Source organism: Sinorhizobium sp. NG07B, assembly GCF_002532005.1.
GTDB lineage: Bacteria > Pseudomonadota > Alphaproteobacteria > Rhizobiales > Rhizobiaceae > Sinorhizobium > Sinorhizobium fredii_C.
The window spans coordinates 45,001-61,807 of the sequence record NZ_NWTD01000001.1 but is presented as its reverse complement, the minus strand read 5'-3'; the positions used below and the strand labels follow the sequence as shown (position 1 = coordinate 61,807).

The 16,807-nt window shown below is 64.7% G+C and carries 17 protein-coding genes; 11 read left to right on the top strand and 6 right to left on the bottom strand.

The features are described from left to right. Positions 1-42 precede the first annotated feature (42 nt). Both msrA and CO664_RS00270 read left to right on the top strand, forming a co-directional pair. Positions 43-693, top strand: a complete 651-nt coding sequence (gene msrA, locus CO664_RS00275) for a peptide-methionine (S)-S-oxide reductase MsrA (protein WP_037422488.1) — start codon at positions 43-45, stop codon at positions 691-693. 212 nt (positions 694-905) lie between these two features. Further along, positions 906-1,898 (top strand): BMP family ABC transporter substrate-binding protein, encoded by a 993-nt coding sequence (locus CO664_RS00270; RefSeq protein ID WP_097537654.1) that lies wholly within the window; start codon positions 906-908, stop codon positions 1,896-1,898. A 60-nt stretch (positions 1,899-1,958) separates the two neighbouring features. Here the strand turns inward: CO664_RS00270 and CO664_RS00265 are convergent, their stop codons facing one another. Next, positions 1,959-2,168: a SlyX family protein gene (locus CO664_RS00265; protein WP_037422499.1), complete on the bottom strand. Its 210-nt coding sequence runs from the start codon at positions 2,166-2,168 to the stop codon at positions 1,959-1,961. Between the two features lie 68 nt (positions 2,169-2,236). Continuing rightward, positions 2,237-2,980, bottom strand: coding sequence for a sulfate transporter family protein (locus CO664_RS00260; RefSeq protein ID WP_037422502.1), 744 nt, complete (start codon positions 2,978-2,980; stop codon positions 2,237-2,239). Between the two features lie 196 nt (positions 2,981-3,176). On the opposite strand from CO664_RS00260, the gene CO664_RS00255 reads away from it, so the two are divergent. Genes CO664_RS00255 through CO664_RS00245 form a run of 3 tightly spaced genes read left to right on the top strand, consistent with a single transcriptional unit; the run spans position 3,177 to position 6,180 of the window. Then, on the top strand, positions 3,177-4,538 hold the full coding sequence (locus CO664_RS00255) for an amidase (protein WP_097537653.1): 1,362 nt from the start codon (positions 3,177-3,179) through the stop codon (positions 4,536-4,538). Beyond that, a complete protein-coding gene (locus CO664_RS00250) occupies positions 4,535-5,446 on the top strand; it encodes an ROK family protein (RefSeq protein WP_097537652.1) in 912 nt (303 codons plus the stop codon). Before CO664_RS00255 ends, CO664_RS00250 begins: the two co-directional genes overlap by 4 nt. Further along, positions 5,443-6,180 carry a copper homeostasis protein CutC gene (locus CO664_RS00245; protein WP_097537651.1) on the top strand — a complete coding sequence of 246 codons (738 nt, stop codon included), beginning with the start codon at positions 5,443-5,445 and terminating at the stop codon, positions 6,178-6,180. Before CO664_RS00250 ends, CO664_RS00245 begins: the two co-directional genes overlap by 4 nt. Before the next feature lie 193 nt (positions 6,181-6,373). Here CO664_RS00245 and nagA read toward each other — a convergent pair whose 3' ends face one another. The 4 genes from nagA to CO664_RS00225 form a co-directional block, all read right to left on the bottom strand. After that, positions 6,374-7,534: an N-acetylglucosamine-6-phosphate deacetylase gene (gene nagA, locus CO664_RS00240; RefSeq protein ID WP_097537650.1), complete on the bottom strand. Its 1,161-nt coding sequence runs from the start codon at positions 7,532-7,534 to the stop codon at positions 6,374-6,376. Continuing rightward, positions 7,531-8,553 (bottom strand): SIS domain-containing protein, encoded by a 1,023-nt coding sequence (locus CO664_RS00235; RefSeq protein ID WP_097525650.1) that lies wholly within the window; start codon positions 8,551-8,553, stop codon positions 7,531-7,533. The genes nagA and CO664_RS00235 overlap by 4 nt, the downstream gene beginning before the upstream one ends. 69 nt (positions 8,554-8,622) lie before the next feature. Beyond that, entirely contained in the window at positions 8,623-9,387 is a 765-nt protein-coding gene (locus CO664_RS00230; protein WP_037422515.1) for a GntR family transcriptional regulator, read from the bottom strand. Then, entirely contained in the window at positions 9,384-10,268 is an 885-nt protein-coding gene (locus tag CO664_RS00225; protein WP_097537649.1) for an N-acetylglucosamine kinase, read from the bottom strand. The genes CO664_RS00230 and CO664_RS00225 overlap by 4 nt, the downstream gene beginning before the upstream one ends. A gap of 198 nt (positions 10,269-10,466) precedes the next feature. Here CO664_RS00225 and CO664_RS00220 point away from each other — a divergent pair, with 198 nt between their 5' ends. The 6 genes from CO664_RS00220 (at position 10,467) to CO664_RS00195 (ending at position 16,806) form a co-directional block, all read left to right on the top strand. Next, positions 10,467-11,363, top strand: coding sequence for an N-acetylmuramic acid 6-phosphate etherase (locus CO664_RS00220; RefSeq protein ID WP_097537648.1), 897 nt, complete (start codon positions 10,467-10,469; stop codon positions 11,361-11,363). 55 nt (positions 11,364-11,418) lie between these two features. Then, a complete protein-coding gene (locus CO664_RS00215; RefSeq protein WP_097537647.1) occupies positions 11,419-12,678 on the top strand; it encodes an ABC transporter substrate-binding protein in 1,260 nt (419 codons plus the stop codon). Positions 12,679-12,917: 239 nt separating this feature from the next. Beyond that, entirely contained in the window at positions 12,918-13,865 is a 948-nt protein-coding gene (locus CO664_RS00210; protein ID WP_097525432.1) for a sugar ABC transporter permease, read from the top strand. A 12-nt stretch (positions 13,866-13,877) separates the two neighbouring features. After that, complete coding sequence (locus CO664_RS00205; protein WP_097537646.1) at positions 13,878-14,717, top strand: carbohydrate ABC transporter permease; 840 nt, start codon at positions 13,878-13,880, stop codon at positions 14,715-14,717. Further along, positions 14,714-15,778 (top strand): Gfo/Idh/MocA family oxidoreductase, encoded by a 1,065-nt coding sequence (locus CO664_RS00200; RefSeq protein WP_097537645.1) that lies wholly within the window; start codon positions 14,714-14,716, stop codon positions 15,776-15,778. Before CO664_RS00205 ends, CO664_RS00200 begins: the two co-directional genes overlap by 4 nt. Before the next feature lie 17 nt (positions 15,779-15,795). After that, positions 15,796-16,806: an ATP-binding cassette domain-containing protein gene (locus CO664_RS00195; RefSeq protein ID WP_037422535.1), complete on the top strand. Its 1,011-nt coding sequence runs from the start codon at positions 15,796-15,798 to the stop codon at positions 16,804-16,806. The last annotated feature ends 1 nt before the right edge of the window (position 16,807 follow it).

Genomic DNA, 16,807 nt, shown 5'->3' with positions numbered 1-16,807 from the left:
TCCGCGCCGCTCAACGCTTTCGGTCATCGGAAGGAGCCGCAGATGTTTCTGATCGACATGTTCAACAAGAAGAACATCCTGCCCGACGCCGAGACCGCGCTTGCCGGCCGCGCCGAGGAAATTCCGACGGCTGCGACGCACTTCGTCTCCGGCCGGTCGCTGAAGGGCCCCTACCCGGAGGGCATGAAGAAGGTGCTTTTCGGCATGGGTTGCTTCTGGGGCGCCGAGCGGCTCTTCTGGCAGATCCACGGAGTCCACGTGACGGCCGTCGGCTATTCCGGCGGACTGACGCCGAACCCCACCTATCAGGAGACGACGACGGGGCTGACCGGCCATGCCGAAGTCGTGCTGGTCGTCTACGATCCGCAAAAACTGTCGCTCGGCCGCCTGCTCAAGACCTTTTTCGAGGAGCACGACCCGACACAGGGGATGCGGCAGGGCAACGACATCGGCACCACCTACCGCTCGGCCATCTATGTCTTCGACGAGGAACAGCTTGCCGAAGCGAATGCAGCGCGCAATACATTCAAGCGGGCGCTCAGGGCCTTCAATCACGACCGCGAGATCACCACGGAAATCGCAATTGCCGGCCCGTTCTATTTCGCCGAGGGCTACCACCAGCAATATCTCGCCAAGAATCCGGACGGCTATTGCGGCCTGCGCGGCACCGGCGTCAGCTGTCCGATCGGCTGAAGCGAAGTCCGTCCGCTTGCGCCAGCCGCCAGCGCTCCAAAGCGGGCCGGCGGCTTTTTTACCATCTGAAAAATTTTGGATGTTTTTTTGAAGAAGCCGTGCAAGGATGCGCCCACCCAAGCCTTAAACAGAAGAGGGGCGGGCTCCGCAGGCAAGGCTCACGCCGCCCGCGGAAACCCGAAAAGATCCAATTGCGACAACAGGGCTGCAAGATGAAAAAAACCATTCTCGGTCTCTTTGCTTTCTCGATGATGTCTGCGACGGCACTGGCCGCCGACGTCAAGCCGGCGCTCATCTACGATCTCGGCGGCAAGTTCGACAAATCCTTCAACGAAGCGGCCTTCAACGGCGCAGAAAAGTTCAAGGCCGAATCGGGCATCGAATACCGCGAATTCGAGATCGCCAATGATGCCCAGCGCGAACAGGCGCTGCGCCGCTTCGCCAGCGACGGCAATAGCCCGATCGTCATGGCCGGCTTCAACTGGGCCGCATCGCTCGAAAAGATCGCTGCGGAATATCCGGATACGAAGTTCGCCATCGTCGACATGGTGGTCGAGAAGCCGAACGTCAAATCGATCGTCTTCAAGGAACAGGAAGGCTCCTATCTCGTCGGCGTGCTCGCCGGGCTCGCCTCCAAGTCGAAGACTGTCGGATTCGTCGGCGGCATGGATATCCCGCTGATCCACAAATTCGCCTGCGGCTATGTCGGCGGCGCCAAGTCTGTCGGCGGAGACGTCAAGGTGCTCGAAGCCTATACGGGCACGACGCCGGACGCCTGGAACGATCCGGTCAAGGGCGGTGAAATCGCCAAGTCGCAGATCGACCAGGGCGCGGACGTCGTCTATCACGCCGCCGGCGGCACCGGCGTCGGCGTGCTTCAGGCGGCGGCGGATGCGGGCAAGCTCGGCATCGGCGTCGACTCCAACCAGAACATGCTGCAGCCGGGCAAGGTGCTGACCTCGATGCTGAAGCGAGTCGACGTCGCCGTCTATGACGCCTTCACGGCGGCTAAGGACGACAAGTTCGAGTTCGGCATCTCCAATCTCGGCCTCAAGGAGGACGGCGTCGGCTACGCGCTCGACGAGCACAACAAGCCGCTGATCACGCCGGAAATGCTCGATGCGGTGGAAAAGGTGAAGGCCGATATCATCTCCGGCAAGGTACAGGTGCACGACTACATGACGGACGAGACCTGTCCGTACTGATCGGCAAGACATTCGCAAGGCCGCCGGTTCGCAAGAGCCGGCGGCTTTTTGCTGCCCGTCTCAATAGTGCGGCGGCCGTGTCACCGGGATCGCCTCGCGCGCCTGTTCCTCGAGGGTCAGGAAACGCTCAGTCAGCCGGTCGAGCTTGGCACGCATCTGCTCGGCCACCTTCCATTGCTCGGCAAGCTGGTCGGAAAGCTCCTCGATGGTTTTTGCCTGATGCGCCACCGTTTCTTCCAAATGAACGATCCGGCTCTCCATGTCGCTCATGCGCTTCTCCATCTCTTTATTATCGACGGGCAAATTGACCAACCTGGCTGCGCCGTCAAGCATGGCAGTCAGCCCCGTGCCCCGGCTGCGACGGCGTTCACCGCGGAAAAGCCGGGATCGCGTGCCGACAGCCTCTTGTGCAGGTGCACCATCATGCCCGCGGCAAACAGCGGCGTCAGCAGGTTGATGAACGGCACGGCCAGGAAGGCCGCGATCACGAGGCCGGCAAGGAACACCGTCGCCCTGTGCTTGGCGCGGAAGAGCCGCGCCTCGGCCGGCGAGCGGTGGCGCATGGCGGCAAATTCGAAGAATTCGCGGCCGAGCAGATAGCCGTTAACCAGGAAGAAGGCGATGAGATTGATGCCCGGCACCAGCAGCAGGAAGAGCGCGACGATGTTGCCGAGAATGACGACTCCGAGGAACTTCACCGAGCTTATCATCGCCTCGGCAAGCGGCAGCGGGGTGCCCGGCGGCTCGGCCGGATAATCGCGCTTCTCGACCACCTCGGCGACATCGTCGAGAAAGAAGCCGGCGATCAGCGCTGTCACCGGAGCAAGCAGCAGCGCCAAGGCGAGAGCGAGGCCGAGGCTGGCGAAAATGCCGACGACGAACGTGATCCAGCCCGCCCATTCGGGCGTGCCGGGCATCAGCACGTCGATCCAGGGCAGCGCCAGCCAGACGAACAGCTCGCGCATAGCAAACCAGAGGGCGACGAGCGCCAGCAGCGTGAGCGCGATGACCTTCCAGAAAACCGCGCGCGTCTCGGCGGCAAAGAGATTGGCGGAGGCGAGCCGCGCCGAGTCGACGATCATGATCGATCTCCATAAAGGACAAGTGGGTTCGATGTAGGCAGCCGCGTCGCCCGCGGCAAGGCACTTGCGCCGCACTCCTTCGCGGTGCACTACGATTCAACAGGCCGGCGCTGGCAAACACCATGGACGGCGATATTCTAAAGCGGAAGCAAGTCAGGTCCGTTGCGGCGGACTGTGAGTCGACCAGGGGGAAGCCATGACCCAGCACAAGACGCTCGCCAGCCTCGCTGTTCTCGTACAGTCGGGACAATTGGATTCCCTCGCGCTCACAGAGGATACGCTGACGCGGATCGAAGGACATGCGGACCAGTCGATCTTCGTCGGGCGGACGCGAGACCGCGCGGCGCGCGAGGCGAAGTCGGCCTCCGAGCGGATCAAGGCCGGCCGTTCCCGCGGCCTCTTGGACGGCTTGCCGGTCGCCTGGAAGGATCTCTTCGATGTTGCCGGCAGCATCACGGCCGCAGGCTCGGTCGTGCTCAAGGACAATGCGCCGGCTTCTTCAGACGCGGCGGTCGTCGCCGCGGTCGGCAGCGCCGGCATGGTGAGCGTCGGCCGCACCAATATGAGCGAGTTCGCCTTTTCAGGGCTCGGCATCAATCCGCATTACGGCACGCCCCGCAATCCAGCCTCGACGGACGTGCACCGCATTCCCGGGGGCTCGTCGTCCGGCGCGGCCGCGGCGGTCGCCGCCGGGCTCGTGCCGCTGGCGATCGGCACCGACACCGGCGGTTCGGTGCGCATTCCGGCGGCAATGACCGGCATTGTCGGCTACAAGGCGACGCGCGGACGCTATGTGATGAAGGGCGTCTTTCCGCTCGCCCAGAGTCTCGATTCGCTGGGACCCCTCTGCCACAGCGTGCAGGACGCCGTCTGGGCGGATGCGGCCATGCACGGCCTGACGGCGCCGGTTATCCGCCGCGCCGAGCTTGCCGATCTTTCGCTCGTCATCCCGGAGACGATCGTCTTCGACGAGGCGGAGGCCGAGGTGGTCGCTGCCTTCGAGGCGGCGATCAAGAGACTCGAGGCAGCCGGCGTCCGGGTGCGGCGCCAGGCCTTCCCGAGCTTTGCCGCGATCTTCGAGCTGACTGCCCGCCACGGCGCCCTGGTGAACGCCGAAGCCTATGCGCTGCACCGCGAGCGGCTTGCCGGGCCGGATGCCGCCCGCATGGACCCGCGCGTCGTCGTCCGTACGCGCCTCGGCGAAAAAATCGCCGTCAGCGACTATATCGCCCTCCTCAACGCCCGCGACCGGTTGATCCACGCGACCCTCGAGAGCCTTAAGCCCGGCGAACTGATCGCCCATCCGACGCTGCCGCATGTGGCACCGCCGATCGACCCGCTGCTTGCCGACGACGATCTGTTCTTCAAGGTGAACGCGAAGACGCTGCGCAACACGTCGATAGGCAATTTCCTCGACTTCTGTGGCATCTCCATTCCCTGCGGCACCGGCGCCGCCGGCATGCCGGTCGGCTTCCTCATCTCTGCACCGCACCACCAGGACGACCGGCTGCTTGCCGCCGCGCTGGCGCTCGAGGCGCTGATCCGGAGCGAGGCATGATCGTCTCTTTCGATATCGGCGGGTCTGCGATCAAGGGTGCGATCACCCACTCGTCGGAGCGCATCTTCCCGCTGCCCCGCCGAACGACGCCGCTCAACGATTTCCGCCGCTTCGTCGAAACGATGGAATCGGTGCTCGACGAGGCGGGCGGCCTTCCCGATCGGGTCGCGATCTCGATCACCGGCGTCATCGACCCTGAAACGCGGCGGATCAAATGCGCCAACATACCCTGCATCGACGGCCGCGAACTGGCGGCCGAGCTCGAGGCAGCGCTGCATCTGCCTGTGGTGATCGCCAATGACGCCGACTGCTTCGCGCTCGCGGAAGCGGGGATCGGCGCCGGCCGTGGCCACCGCATCGTCTTCGGCGCGATCCTCGGCACCGGCGTCGGCGGCGGCCTGGTGGTCGACGGCAGGCTGATCAATGCCGATGGCGGCTTTGCCGGTGAATGGGGCCATGGACCGGTCGCCGCGACCCATGCGGGGCACCCGCCCATGGCCATTCCCACCTTCGACTGCGGCTGCGGCCAACGCGGCTGCGTCGACACGATCGGGGGCGCGCGCGGGCTCGAGCGCCTGCACGCGACGATCCATGGCAGGACGCTTTCCAGCCACGAAATCATTGGCGCCTGGCAGAGCGGAGAGGCCGAGGCGGCGCGGACGATCACCATTTTCGTCGACCTCGTCAGTTCGCCTCTGGCGCTCGTTGTCAACATCACCGGCGCGACGGTCGTGCCCGTCGGCGGCGGCCTCTCCAATTCCGAGGCGCTTCTTGCCGAGATCGACCAGGCGGTACGTCAACGCATCCTCCGTCGCTTCGACCGGCCGCTGGTGGTGCGCGGCGAATGCCGGGTGGAGCCGGGCCTGATCGGCGCCGCGCTGCTCGGCTTCGGAGGGCTGGGCCGATGAGCGGCATCCTGCTCGAGGTTTGCGTCGACGATGCCAGGGGCTTGGCGGCAGCGGTCGAGGGCGGCGCCGACCGCATCGAACTCTGCTCGGCACTCGCCGTGGGCGGGCTGACCCCGAGCGCCGGACTGATGGCGCTCGCGGCCCGCACACCGTTGCCGGCCTACGCGATGATCCGGCCGCGTCCCGGCGACTTCGTCTTCGACGCCGCCGAACTCGACATCATGCGGCGCGACGTCGATGCGGCGCGCAATGCGGGCCTCGCCGGCGTCGTGCTCGGTGCATCGCTGCCGGGCGGGCGGCTCGACGTGCCAACACTCGCCGACCTGACGCGCCATGCCTCCGGCCTCGGGCTGACGCTGCACCGGGCCTTCGATCTGGTGCCGGATTTCGCCGAGGCGATCTCGATCGCCGTCGCGCTCGGCTTCGAGCGCATCCTGACCTCGGGTGGCGCCAGGACCGCGCCGGAGGCGGTCGACACGCTGGCAGAGCTCGTGGAACTGTCAGACGGCCGGCTCTCGATCATGCCAGGATCCGGCGTCACCATCGATACGATCGATCGGCTCCTGCCGAGGCTTGGCGTCGCCGAGGTTCACTCGTCCTGCTCTATTCGTGAGCCAGCTACTGACAAGGGGTTAGTGGAGCTGGGCTTCGCGCCGCCGGAACGTCGCCACACGGATGCGACGACAGTCAGCGCGATGAAGGCGCGGCTGGACGCCATCCTGGCGAGACGCTGAAACGCATTGAATGTAAGGGGCAAGAGAGGCCGTTCTCTAGCGTCCGCCCCTCATCCGCCTGCCGGCACCTTCTCCCCGTTCTAACGGGGAGAAGGGACATGCCGCGCCCTCCGGTCCCCTCGGAGAGGGCTAGGGTGAGGGGCACTCTGCCACTGGTGGATTGACGCAACCCGCTGCATCCCGACGACACGCGTTAAGCAGTAAAGACTACCTCTCCCCCAATCCAGGTCGACTTCATGCCGAGCTCCGGCGTCAGCAGCACGAAGTCGGCGTCGGTGCCCGGCAGGAGACGGCCCTTGTGTGAGGCGATGCCCATGACGTCGGCAGGGTAGGCAGAGGCCATGCGGATCGCTTCCTCGATCGGCAGGCCGAGCTTTTCGTGCACGAAGCGGACGGAGGAGAGCATGTCGATATCGGCGCCGGCAAGGGTGCCGTCGGCGAGCGTCAGGCGCCCATCCTTGCGCAGGATCTCGCGGCCGTTCAATTGGAAGCTCGTCATGGCGGTGCCGATCGGCGACATGGCGTCGGTCACCAGGAAGATCTGCCCCGGTCCCCGTTTGCCGCGCAGCGCGATGCCCATCGATGCCGGGTCGACATGGAAGCCGTCGGCGATCATCCCGGCATGCAGCGTGCCGGTCGCAAGCGCGGCGCCGACGACGCCGGGCTCGCGGTGGCCGAGGCCGCTCATGGCGTTGAAGAGATGCGTGACGGTTCGGGCACCCGCCTTCGCATAGGCGCAGGCTATATCGAAGCCGACATCGGTGTGGCCGAGGCTGACGACGATGCCGGCTCCGGCAAGGGCGCGCACCTGTTCCTTCGTGGTGTTCTCCGGGGCGACGGTGACCATCAATGAGCCGAGCGCGTTGACGCAGGCAAGCATCTCGGCGAGATCGGCATCCTCCATTGGGCGGATCAGCGCCGGATCGTGCGCGCCCTTGCGGGCAACAGAGAGATGCGGGCCCTCCAGATGCAGGCCGAGGAAGCCGGGCATCGCCGCGGCCCTGGCCGCGACGCCGGCCTCGATCGCCTTGGTGCGCATCTCGCGCGTGTCGGTGATCAGCGTCGGCAGCAGCGCCGTCGTGCCGAATTTCGCATGCGCCGCACAGATTTGCCGGATGCCGTCGAGGGTCGGCACTTCGTTGAGCAGCGCGCCGCCGCCGCCGTTCACCTGCAGGTCGATGAAGCCCGGCACCAGCAGCAGGCCGCGGGCGTCGATCGTCTCGGCATCGCCGGGAGCGGCGCCGCTCGCGACGATACCCTTGACGTGCCCGGCCTCGATGAGAAGCGCGCATCCGTCGTGCCAGTCGATGCCGTCGAAAATCCGCGCTCCGGTGATCTTCCTTTTGCCAGTCATCGTGTCTCTGTTACCTTCTTCAGGCTCGCCGGTGCATCCGGGTTCAAGCCGCGAGAGCGCGACCAGGCTTCGACGAAGCCGTAGAACGGCAGGATCAGCGCCAGTGCGTCGGTGAGCGGGTGGCCGGTCTCGGCGAAGGGCAGGCGCTTTGCCTTTTTGGCCCGGGCCGAGGTGACATGCACCACCGCTCCCTTGGCGCTCATGCCGTCGGCGATCTCGGCGACCGAGCCCTCGGCGGCGTCGCGGGCGGCAAGCACCAGAACCGGGAAGCGGGCGCCGACGAGCGCCACCGGACCGTGCAGCACTTCCGCCGCGGAATAGGCTTCGGCATGCATGCCGGACGTCTCCTTGAACTTCAGCGCCGCTTCGCTGGCGATCGCCAATGCCGGGCCGCGGCCGAGCACATAGAGCGATTCGGCCTCGCCGAGATCGCCGGCAAAATCCTGCCAGTCGAGCTTCACCGCCTTGGCGAACTGGTTCGGCAGGTCGGCGACGGCGCGTTTCAGGCCTGCATCCCCGCTCCATTCGCCGAGCACGGCGAGGCCCGCGACAATAGAGTTAACATAGGATTTGGTCGCTGCCACGGCGAGTTCGGGGCCGGCGAGAATATCGAGCGGATGGCTGCAGGCGTCGGCGATCGGCGAAGGCAGCGTGTTCGTCAGCGCGATCGAGACGGCACCGGCCTGCGTTGCGGCCTCGGCCATTGCGACGATATCCGGACTTTTGCCGGACTGCGAGATGGCGATCGCCGCCGCACCGCCGAGCTTCAGTTCGGCGCCGTAGATCGAGGCAAGCGAGGGCCCGAGCGAGGCAACCGGGCGTCCGGCCGTGAGCTCGATCGCATATTTCAGGAACAGGGCCGCGTGATCGGATGAGCCGCGGGCGATCGTCACCAGAAAGGCCGGATCCTTGGCGCGCAGTGCGGTACCGGCGGCGGCGACGGCGGCGGCCGAGCGGTCGAGCAATCGTGCGACGGCCTCAGGAATCTCGTCGATTTCTCGCCGCATGTTGGTCTGCATCATCAGGTCCTTTCCTGAATAGGTTCAGAGCGAAGAGCGAGCCGCTTACACTTTCGCCGATAAGTCGGCTCAGCTTTCAGGGATCGTCAGCTCCGCGACAAAGTCATAAGTGTCGCCCCGGTAGAGCGAGCGGGTGAATTCCACGACGCGTCCCGAAGCAAGATAGGAGACGCGCTCGATCGACAGACCGGCCGCCCCGACGGCGACGCCGAGCATAGTCGCATCGGGGTTCTTGATGTTGCAGGCCGAGATGCGCTGCACCGCCCGCACCGGCCGGGCATGCGATTTTTCTAGCGCGGCGTACAGCGACGAGGTCACCGCCAGCGGATCGGGGACGAACTCGGCCGAAACGCAGGCGCGCTCGATGGCAAGCGGCATATCGTCGGCAAGGCGCAGCCGCCCGAGGCGGGCAACCAGCGCATCGGCGGGAAGGCCGAGCGTCATCATCTCGTCGGGTGACGGATGGAAAAGCCCCCGCTCCAGCCATTCCGCGCGGGTGTTGAGGCCACGCCGCGCCATGTCCTCGGTAAAGGAGGTGAGCCGCGACAGCGACTGCTCGACGCGGGAGACCGGCCGGACGACGAAGGTGCCGGAGCCGTGGCGACGCACGAGCAGCCCGTCGCGCACCAGGTCGTCGACGGCCTTGCGGACGGTTACGCGGCTGACATTGGCGTAGTCGGCAAGGTCGCGCTCGGCGGGCAGCGCATCGCCATGATTGAGCTTGCCCGACAGGATCGCCTCTTCCAGCGATTGCCGGAGCTTGAGGTAAAGCGGGCCGGCACCGCCCGACTGGAGGCTTTCGAGCGGCAGGATGGCGGCAAGCTGCTGGTTCATAGAACCGCCTCCGGCCCAGTTCCAAAGCGGGCGGCGGCAAGGGCAACAGCTCCGGTCAGCGCGTCGGCTTCCGCCTCGGCGAAGAGCGGCTGATGCCGTTCGGCCAGCCAGGGCCGGTAAAGCGGCGCCAATCCGCCGAGCAGGCAGATCGTCCGGCTGCCCCTGGAGACAACGGCGTCGAGCGCCTCGTCCACGGTCGTCGCGGCCGCCATCAACAGGCGTGTCGCCACGGGATCGCCGCGCCCGGCATGGTCGAAGACACGCGGGGCGAAGCGGCCGAACTCGCCGGGCTTCGCCAGCCGCGCAAAATCGACGACGTCGCGCGGATCGTTGTTGAATTCGGAGAGGACGGAATCGGTCACCGGTGAGGCTTCGTGGATCCGGTCATAGGCAAGCAGGCTCTCCTGCAGCAGGGCATGGCCGATGCGGGCACCACTGCCGTGATCGCCGATGGTAAAGCCCCAGCCGCCGATATAGCTGACCACTTCACCCTGGCGGGCGATATAGATCGTCCCGGTTCCGAGAATGGCGACGGCCCCGTCCTTGTCGCCGAGCGCGCCCTGAAGCGCGATCAGTCCATCCGATTCGATATCGGCCGCGGCGAAGGGCAAGCGCCGCTTCACATAGTGGACGGCATCGCCGACATTATGCCCCGCGACGCCGACAATCGCACGCGCCGAGATAATGCCGCCGGGGTCCAGGCGCGCATCCTCGAATGCCGCGCGGGCGGCATCGGCAATATTCTGCAGCGCCGTTTCCGGATCGCTCAGAATATTGGCGGCACCGGATTTGCCGCGGCCCAGGATACGACCGTCCGAACCGGCGACGGCCGCCCGGCAGCTCGTCCCGCCGCCATCGATTCCGATCAGATAGGATGTCATTGGCACCTCCGCCGTCTAACATACCAAAAAAATACCATTAACCAAGCGCGATTCCATGAGCACGCCGCCATTTATGTTATATGTTTGATTTTATGGATATATTTTTGGCGAGGCGTTTTTTATTTAGGCAGACGTTAAATTTCTTCTAGACAATTGGTATTTTTTTGGCATTAATTTGGAAAAGAGGAGAACGACGCGATGCCGGCAATGAAGACCGAGGAGCGCCACGACGAAGCCAAAGGCCTGGACCTGATGGACCCGGCGCTTGCGCTGCGCGTGCTCGCCTCCGGTCAGCAGGCCGCAGCCAAGGCCGTCGATGCGGCGATCGAACCGATCGCATGCGCGGCGGCACTTGCCGCAAGCATCCTTTCCGCGGGCGGCAAGCTTGCCTATGCCGGCGCCGGCAGCTCGGGCCTGATGGCCATGGCAGACGCACTCGAACTGCCGGGCACCTATGGCATTTCGCAGCAGCAGATCGTCATTCTTCTGGCGGGCGGCGCCGCGAGCCTCGGCGATCTCGCCGGCGGCTACGAGGACGACACGGAACTCGCCCGCAACGATGTCCGCGAGGCGGGGATTGCAGCCGGCGACTGCCTGATCTCGGTTTCCGCCAGCGGCTCGACGCCCTATGCGCTCGCTGCCGCCGAAGAAGCGAGGAAGCGCGGCGCCAAGGTCATTGCGGTCGCCAACAATCCCGACGCGCCGCTTTTCGAACGCGCCGATGTCGCCATCCTGCTCAAGACGCCGCCAGAGGTCATCTCCGGCTCGACGCGCATGGGCGCCGGCACGGCGCAGAAGATCGCCTTCAACATGTTCTCGACGCTGATCGGCATCCATCTCGGCCACGTGCTCGACGGCCACATGGTCAATCTCAGGGCCGACAATATCAAGCTGCGCGGCCGTGCGATCCGGATCGTCTCCGACATCACCGGCGTTCCTGCCGGCGAAGCCGAAAGGCTGATCCGTGCCGCCTCCGGATCGGTCAAGCTGGCGATCCTGCTCGCTTTTGGCGCTGAGGATCTGCCGGCGGCCGAAGCAGCGCTTGCCAATGCCAATCAGAATTTGCGCCGGGCGATCGCCATCGTCTCGACCTGAAGAAAACTGGGATCCAAACCGCGCCGTGGCGGCGCCTATAAGAGGGAGAACCTGAATGACCCGCACGACAATCAAAGGCTTGCTGCTCGCATCGAGCATTCTCGGCTCGGCCGGGCTTGCGCATGCACAGGATAAGACGCTGACGATCGAGAGCTGGCGCAATGACGACCTGGCGATCTGGCAGGAAAAGCTGATCCCCGCCTTCGAGGCCAAGAACCCCGGCATCAAGGTGGTGTTCTCGCCGTCCGCGCCGACGGAATACAACGCCGCTCTCAACGCCAAGCTCGACGCAGGCTCGGCCGGCGACCTCATCACCTGCCGCCCGTTCGACGCATCGCTCGAACTCTACAACAAGAAGCACCTCGCCGACCTCACCGGCCTGGCGGGCATGGAGAACTTCTCCGACGTCGCCAAGTCGGCCTGGACGACCGATGACGGCAAGGCGACCTTCTGCGTGCCAATGGCTTCGGTCATCCACGGCTTCATCTACAACAAGGATGCCTTTGAACAGCTCAAGCTCGCCGTGCCGACCACCGAAGAGGAGTTCTTTGCCGCCCTCGACAAGATCAAGGCGGACGGCAACTACATCCCGATGGCGATGGGCACCAAGGACCTTTGGGAAGCCGCAACCATGGGCTACCAGAACATCGGGCCGAACTACTGGAAGGGCGAGGAAGGCCGTCTGGCCTTGATCAAGGGCGAGCAGAAGCTGACCGACGAGGCCTGGGTCGAACCCTACCGCGTGCTCGCCAAGTGGAAGGACTATCTCGGCGACGGTTTCGAGGCCCAGACCTATCCTGACAGCCAGAACCTCTTCACGCTCGGCCGCGCCGCGATCTATCCGGCCGGTTCCTGGGAAATCTCCGGCTTCAACACCCAGGCGCAGTTCAAGATGGGCGCCTTTCCGCCGCCGGTGAAGAAAGCCGGCGATACCTGCTACATCTCCGACCACAACGACATCGGCATCGGCCTCAATGCCAAGAGCCCGAATGCGGATGCCGCCAAGACCTTCCTGACCTGGGTCGCCTCGCCGGAATTCGCGGAAATCTACGCCAATGCGCTTCCCGGCTTCTTCAGCCTGAACTCGACGGCGGTGAAGATGACCGATCCGCTGGCGCAGGAATTCGTCTCCTGGCGCGAGAAGTGCAAGCCGACGATCCGCTCGACCTATCAGATCCTGTCGCGCGGCACGCCGAACCTCGAAAACGAGACCTGGGTGGCATCGGCCAACGTCATCAACGGCACCAGCACGCCGGAAGACGCTGCCAAGAAGCTGCAGGAAGGTCTCGACAGCTGGTATAAGCCGGCCAAGTAAGATCGAAAAGGAGCGCGCGGCCCTGCCGGCCCGTGCGCTCCCTATGCCCCGCGCGAACCGCGCGGCAGACGACGCCGCAGTTTTGTTGATACCGGCGCCAGGCCGGGACGTGACCGACAGCCGGCTTGCCGGAGACCACAAGAGCTTTTGATGAAGCCCGTGGCGGTATGGAATGCGGCATTTCGAGCGAAATGGGGCTGCGCTCATGGAGCCAGCCATTGAGAACGGGCCAGAGGCCGATGAAACCACGCGAAACCCCAATGGAAGTCGGCGAGCTCAAGCGTCCGCGGCGCTGGCACATCCTCGTCTTTCTGCTGCCGGCGCTCATCGTCTACACGGCGGTGATGATCCTGCCGCTGATCGAGACGCTGCGGCAATCCTTCTATAACACCGTCGACGGCCAATATACCTTCGTCGGCCTGCGCAATTTCAAGGTGCTGTTCGGCGACCCGCGCTGGGCGGCGGATTTCTGGAACGCGCTCCGCAACAATTTCGTCTTCTTCCTGATCCACATGGCGGTGCAGAATCCGATCGGCATTGCGCTCGCCGCCATGCTGTCGATCCCGAAGCTGCGCTTCAGCGCCTTCTACCGCACGGCGATCTTCCTGCCGACGCTGCTCTCCTTCGTCATCGTCGGCTTCATCTGGAAGCTGATCCTTTCGCCGATCTGGGGCGTGGCGCCCTTTCTCATGGATCTCGTCGGCCTCAAATGGCTGTTCGCGCCCTGGCTCGGCCGGCCGGACTCGGCGCTCATCGCCGTGTCGCTGATCTCGGTCTGGCAATATGTCGGCATCCCGATGATGCTGATCTATGCGGCCCTCCTCAACATTCCCGACGAGGTGATCGAGGCGGCGGAGCTCGACGGCGTCACCGGCTGGAGCCAGTTTTGGAAGATCAAGCTGCCCTTGATCCTGCCGGCAATCGGTATCGTCTCGATCCTAACCTTTGTCGGCAACTTCAATGCCTTCGACCTGATCTACACGGTTCAGGGCGCGCTTGCAGGCCCGGACGGCTCGACGGACATCCTCGGCACGCTGCTCTACCGCACCTTCTTCGGCTTCCAGCTCCAGCTTGGCGACCGCTCGATGGGCGCGACGATCGCGGCGATCATGTTCCTGATCATCCTGGCCGGCGTCTCGCTCTACCTCTTCGTCATCCAGCGCCGCATGCGCCGCTATCAGTTCTGAGGGAGATCAACGATGTCGAAAGCACGTAGCTCCATAGCCCGGACCGGCGCCGTCCATGTAGCGCTGATCGCCTATACGCTGGTGGCGCTGTTCCCGGTGTTCCTGACGATCGCCAACTCGTTCAAGAGCCGAAATGCGATCTTCCGCGAACCGCTGGCGGTGCCGACACCGGAGACCTTCAGCCTGATCGGCTACGAGACGGTGCTGAAGCAGGGCGATTTCATCGGCTACTTCCAGAACAGCGTCGTCGTCACCGTCGTGTCGATCGCGCTGGTGCTGCTGTTCGGCGCCATGGCCGCCTTCGCGCTGTCCGAATACCGCTTCCGCGGCAATACGCTGATGGGCCTCTATCTGGCGCTCGGCATCATGATTCCGATCCGGCTCGGCACGGTGGCGATCCTGCAGGGCATGGTGGCGGCGAACCTTGTCAACACGCTGACGGCGCTGATTCTCGTCTATACGGCCCAGGGCCTGCCGCTCGCCGTCTTCATCCTGTCGGAATTCATGCGCACCGTCTCGGACGACCTGAAGAATGCCGGACGCATAGACGGGCTCTCCGAATATGCGATCTTCTTCCGGCTGGTGCTGCCGCTCATAAGGCCAGCCATGGCGACGGTCGCCGTCTTCACCATGATCCCGATCTGGAACGACCTGTGGTTCCCGCTGATCCTGGCACCGGCCGAAACCACCAAAACCGTCACGCTCGGTTCGCAGATCTTCATCGGCCAGTTCGTCACCAACTGGAACGCTGTCCTCTCGGCGCTGTCGCTGGCGATCTTCCCTGTCCTCGTCCTCTACGTCATCTTCTCGCGGCAGTTGATCCGCGGCATCACGGCAGGAGCGGTCAAATGAGTTCTTCCGCAAATCCGATCCGCGTGCTCGTCGCGGGCCTCGGTAATATGGGCCGCAGCCATGCGCTGGCGTATCACGAGAATCCCGGCTTCGAGATCGCCGGCCTGGTCAACCGCTCGAAGGTGGAATTGCCGGAAGCGCTTGCCGGTTACGAGATCCTGCCCTCGTTCAACGAGGCGCTGCTCGAACTCCGGCCGGAGCTCTGCTCGATCAACACCTATTCGGACAGCCACGCGGCCTATGCGGTCACCGCCATGGAGGCCGGCTGCCACGTCTTCGTGGAGAAGCCGCTGGCGACGACGGTCGCCGATGCGGAGCGGGTCGTCGCCTGCGCCCGGGCCAACGGCAGAAAGCTCATCGTCGGCTATATCCTGCGCCACCATCCATCCTGGATGCTGCTGATCGCCGAGGCCCGGAAACTCGGGCCACCTTACGTGTTCCGCATGAACCTGAACCAGCAGTCGAGCGGGGCGACCTGGGCGACGCACAAGTCGCTGATGCAGACGACGGCGCCGATCGTCGATTGCGGTGTCCACTATGTCGACGTCATGTGCCAGATCACCGACGCGAAACCCGTCGAGGTACGCGGCATGGGCCTGCGGCTCTCCAATGAGATCGCCGCCGACATGTACAATTACGGTCACCTGCAGGTGATCTTCGAGGACGGTTCGGTCGGCTGGTACGAGGCCGGCTGGGGACCGATGATCTCCGAGACTGCTTTTTTCGTGAAGGACGTGATCTCGCCGAACGGGTCGGTGTCGATTGTCATGGATCAGGCCGCCAAGTCGGACGACATCGACGTCCACACTAAGACCGCGGTCATCCGCCTGCACAGTGCGGCGACCGGTCCGGACGGACGTTTTGTCAAGGCCGACGAGGACCTCGTTATGGAGGGCGAACCGGGCCATCAGGAGCTCTGCGACAGCGAGCAGGCCTTCGTGCTCAAGGCCATTCGCGAAAACATCAATCTCGACCGGCACATGGATGATGCGGTGCAATCGCTGAAGATCTGCCTGGCGGCGGACGAAAGCGTTCGCAGCGGCAGGCCGGTCAAGCTTTAATTTGAAGAGGGCGACACGTGGGATCACTGCAACTCCAATCCATCCGCAAGGCCTATGGCGGCCATGAGGTGCTGAAGGGCATCGACCTCGAGGTGAAGGACGGCGAATTCGTCATCTTCGTCGGCCCGTCGGGCTGCGGAAAGTCGACCCTGCTCCGCACCATCGCCGGTCTCGAGGACGCGACCTCCGGCAGCGTGCAGATCGACGGCGTCGAGGTCGGCCATGTGGCGCCGGCCAAACGCGGCATCGCCATGGTCTTCCAGTCCTACGCGCTTTACCCGCACCTGACGGTGAAGGACAATATGGGCCTGGGTTTAAAGCAGGCCGGCGTGCCGAAACCCGAGATCGAGGAGAAGGTCGGCAAGGCGGCCGGCATGCTGTCGCTAGAGCCCTATCTCGCCCGCCGTCCGGCAGAGCTTTCAGGCGGCCAGCGCCAGCGCGTCGCGATCGGCCGGGCCATCGTGCGCGAGCCGAAGCTGTTCCTCTTCGACGAGCCGCTGTCGAACCTCGATGCGGCGCTGCGCGTCAACACGCGCCTCGAAATCGCCCGGCTGCACCGCAGCCTTAAGGCGACGATGATCTATGTCACCCACGACCAGGTCGAGGCGATGACGCTCGCCGACAAGATAGTGGTGCTGAACGGCGGACGCATCGAGCAGGTCGGCTCGCCGATGGAGCTCTATAACCGGCCCGCCAATCTCTTCGTCGCCGGCTTCATCGGCTCGCCGCAGATGAACTTCATCGACGGCGAGCGGTTCGGCGACGGCGAGGCCAAGACCGTCGGCATTCGCCCCGAACATATCGGCCTGTCGCGCGAGAGCGGCAAATGGAAGGCGAAGGTGATCCATGTCGAGCATCTCGGCGCCGACACCATCGTCTATCTCGAATCCGACGAGGTCGGACCGCTGACGGTGCGGCTCTTCGGCGAACACCGCTACGCGGCAGACGACATCGTCCATGCCACCCCGGTGATCGGCGGCATGCACCGCTTCGACAGCGAGGGGCGGGTGATCAATTCCGGGCAGTAGG

Coding starts and splice junctions, on each gene's coding strand:
- CO664_RS00255 (WP_097537653.1), top strand. CDS start 3,177: ATGACCCAGCACAAGACGCTCGCCAGCCTCGCTGTTCTCGTACAGTCG.
- nagA (WP_097537650.1), bottom strand. CDS start 7,534: ATGACTGGCAAAAGGAAGATCACCGGAGCGCGGATTTTCGACGGCATC.
- CO664_RS00210 (WP_097525432.1), top strand. CDS start 12,918: ATGAAACCACGCGAAACCCCAATGGAAGTCGGCGAGCTCAAGCGTCCG.
- CO664_RS00270 (WP_097537654.1), top strand. CDS start 906: ATGAAAAAAACCATTCTCGGTCTCTTTGCTTTCTCGATGATGTCTGCG.
- CO664_RS00250 (WP_097537652.1), top strand. CDS start 4,535: ATGATCGTCTCTTTCGATATCGGCGGGTCTGCGATCAAGGGTGCGATC.
- CO664_RS00235 (WP_097525650.1), bottom strand. CDS start 8,553: ATGCAGACCAACATGCGGCGAGAAATCGACGAGATTCCTGAGGCCGTC.
- CO664_RS00230 (WP_037422515.1), bottom strand. CDS start 9,387: ATGAACCAGCAGCTTGCCGCCATCCTGCCGCTCGAAAGCCTCCAGTCG.
- CO664_RS00245 (WP_097537651.1), top strand. CDS start 5,443: ATGAGCGGCATCCTGCTCGAGGTTTGCGTCGACGATGCCAGGGGCTTG.
- msrA (WP_037422488.1), top strand. CDS start 43: ATGTTTCTGATCGACATGTTCAACAAGAAGAACATCCTGCCCGACGCC.
- CO664_RS00205 (WP_097537646.1), top strand. CDS start 13,878: ATGTCGAAAGCACGTAGCTCCATAGCCCGGACCGGCGCCGTCCATGTA.
- CO664_RS00215 (WP_097537647.1), top strand. CDS start 11,419: ATGACCCGCACGACAATCAAAGGCTTGCTGCTCGCATCGAGCATTCTC.
- CO664_RS00265 (WP_037422499.1), bottom strand. CDS start 2,168: ATGAGCGACATGGAGAGCCGGATCGTTCATTTGGAAGAAACGGTGGCG.
- CO664_RS00200 (WP_097537645.1), top strand. CDS start 14,714: ATGAGTTCTTCCGCAAATCCGATCCGCGTGCTCGTCGCGGGCCTCGGT.
- CO664_RS00260 (WP_037422502.1), bottom strand. CDS start 2,980: ATGATCGTCGACTCGGCGCGGCTCGCCTCCGCCAATCTCTTTGCCGCC.
- CO664_RS00220 (WP_097537648.1), top strand. CDS start 10,467: ATGCCGGCAATGAAGACCGAGGAGCGCCACGACGAAGCCAAAGGCCTG.
- CO664_RS00225 (WP_097537649.1), bottom strand. CDS start 10,268: ATGACATCCTATCTGATCGGAATCGATGGCGGCGGGACGAGCTGCCGG.